Source organism: Kitasatospora sp. NPDC004272, assembly GCF_053603035.1.
In genome coordinates this window covers 1-2523 of the sequence record NZ_JBSGET010000273.1, presented here as the reverse complement: position 1 = coordinate 2523, position 2523 = coordinate 1, and the positions used below count along the sequence as shown (strand labels likewise).

Below are 2523 nucleotides of genomic sequence, written 5' to 3'. Positions count from 1 at the left end.
CGCCGGACGCCCCGCCGCGACCCGCTCCGCCTCCGCGCGCAGCCGCCCGACCAGCGCCGGATCGGCGGCCAGGCCGCGCGCCCCGGCCGAGGAGGCCGTCCCGGCGAGGGCCAGCAGCCCCGGCAGGTGCCGGGCCAGCAGGGCGCTCCCGCCGATCGCGCCGGTGTGCCGGGCCCGCTCCAGCAGGTCGTGCAGGGCACGGCGCCGCGCCGCCCCGGCCGGGCCCGCCGCCTCCGGCTCCAGCACCGCCGCGCAGCCCGCCAGGCACTGCGCCAGCAGCGCCCGCTCGGCCCGGCCGCGGAAGAACAACCGTCCGGCCAGCGCCGGCGCGACCACCGACAGGCCGCCCAGCAGCATCAGCGCGGGCGGCAGCCAGTGCGGGCCCGGCAACGGCAGGTCCAGCGCCACCTGGGCGTCCATCAGCAGGATCATCGCGCCCAGCGAACCCTCCAGGCTCAGGCAGGCCAGCACCCCCGCCAGCACCCCCAGCGCGGGCAGCAGGTACGGCGCGACCGCCGTCCCCTCGGCCGTCAGGGTCGCGAACGCCCCCGCCACGCCCAGCAGTTGGGGCAGCAACATGGTGACCGCCCGGTGCCGGTAGGCGACCGCCACATCGGTCAGCACCGCCGAGAGCGCCCCCAGCGCCACCATCACCCCCTCCGCGGGTCGCCCGACCAGCAGGCCGAGACCGGTCGGAGCGGTCACCGCCAGCAGCGAGCGCCACGCGGCGGACGGGAGGGCGGGCCGCCGCTTGGGCGCGCAGGTCTGCCGCACCCAGGGCAGCAGCGAGTCGGACCGGAACGTGCGGTGACGCCCGTGTCGAAGAGTTGACATGCCGCACATGCAAGGCGAAGCCCCACTCCGGCGGCCCGGCGCCGCCGCCGGCCTGCGCCGCCTGGAGCCGGGATTTCGCTTGGCCGGGGGAGACCCCGTGACCTCCCGGCTTCGCCCGGATGGAGTGCGTAACCCACCGGCCCGCCCGCTCCGGCCCGCTCCCCGTACGGCCGAAAACCCGAGTGCGTCCAGTACGGGGGCTTCCGGCCGGCACGCCGAGAGCACGCACCGGACGCCGCGAGGCCGCCCTCCGGGCGACGACGGGGGTTCGAAGACGGGGCCTAGTGGCCCGGGTACCGCCGGGTCCAGTAGGGGTCCTGGGCCGGGACGTACTCGCCGCCACCGGGAGAACCGGTCATCTCCCGGCGCAGGTCACGGGCCAGGACGTCCAGTTCCCAGGCGAGTTCGAGCCGGCCGAGCAGCGCGACGGGCAGCGCGTCCACGCCGTGCGCGGCGCCCAGGAACGCCCCGGCGGTGGTGCCCACCGAGCAGCCGTCGGGGGCGCCGGCGGCGAACCGCAGCGCGGCGTCGACGTCCTGCGGGCGGGGGAAGCGGGTGAACACGTACAGGCCGCCGAGCAGCGCCGAGACGGCCGTCGCGTCGGGCGCCAGCCGGGCCAGCTCGGTGGCGGACGGCTCGCCGGCCGGGCCCAGCAGCAGGTCGGCGGCGCCGGGCGGCAGCGGCAGGGCAGCCAGCGCCGCGGGCAGGTGCGGCAGCGGGTCCTCGCCGGCCACGCAGAGCGCGAGCAACTCGGCGGCGCGGAAGGCGGCCTCCTGCGCGTCCGGCCCGCCGTGGGTGAGCGCGGCGGTCTCCCGGACGATCTGCTCGACCCGGTCCCTGACGCCCAGCGCCAGCGCCACGCCCAGCGCCAGCCCCCGGGTCAGCGCGTGCGCCCCGCGGCTCTGCGGGGCCGGACTCCCGTACTTCGCCTTCAAAACGGCCACGGTGGCCGGGGCCGAACCCCGCCGCTCGCGCAGCGCGGGCACCTCGGCCAGCCAGCCGTCCAGCTCCACCCCCTGCGCGGGCACCACCCCCTGCAGGACGCCCCACCGCCAGTAGGCGCTGCGCACCACCGACGGCGGGTGGCAGATCCCCTTGTGGCTCCACCGCACCGAGGCCCGGATGAGCCCCTCGACCGTGAACGCCCCCAACTGCGTGGCCACCCCCACCCGCAGCGGCCCCCGCTCCGGCCACACCCCCCGGACCACCCCCGCCGCGTCACCCAGCGCCGCTCCCAGCACCAGCCCCCGCGCCCTGGCCTCGGTCACCTGCTCCACCTGCTCGCCCGCCACCCTCGCACCTCCGCTCGCCCGCCTCCGCGGCCCCATCCCACCACAGGCCCCCGACCGCCCCGCAGCGGCGTACCGGGCCTGCGGGGGGATCAGACGACGAACGCGGTGGCGTCTTCCGGCTCCGGGACGGCCGAGGGTTTCACCCACGTGGGAGCCGGGTCTCCGGTAGGAGGCGGTTCACGACGTCAGGAAGCCGTAAGGCCCTCGCCCGTGAGTCCGGTGCGCGTCTTCCCTAGGGTCGGGCCATGACCTTTGCACCTGACCGCGTCCACCCGCCCCGTACCGACGGCACGCCGATGGCCGAGCTCGGTGTGATCGGTGGTTCGGGTCTGTACGCGTTGCTCGACGAGGTCGTCGAGGTGCACGTGGAGACGCCGTACGGGCCGCCGTCGGATGC

General features: G+C 77.4%; 1 protein-coding gene and 1 pseudogene. Both read right to left on the bottom strand.

The window, feature by feature from the left end; translation table 11 throughout:
- A pseudogene (locus tag ACWEO5_RS38345) lies at positions 1 to 834 on the bottom strand (hypothetical protein); the annotation flags it as partial.
- 281 nt (positions 835 to 1115) lie between these two features.
- Positions 1116 to 2126 (bottom strand): ADP-ribosylglycohydrolase family protein, encoded by a 1011-nt coding sequence (locus ACWEO5_RS38340; RefSeq protein ID WP_452166686.1) that lies wholly within the window; start codon positions 2124 to 2126, stop codon positions 1116 to 1118.
- Positions 2127 to 2523 lie beyond the last annotated feature (397 nt).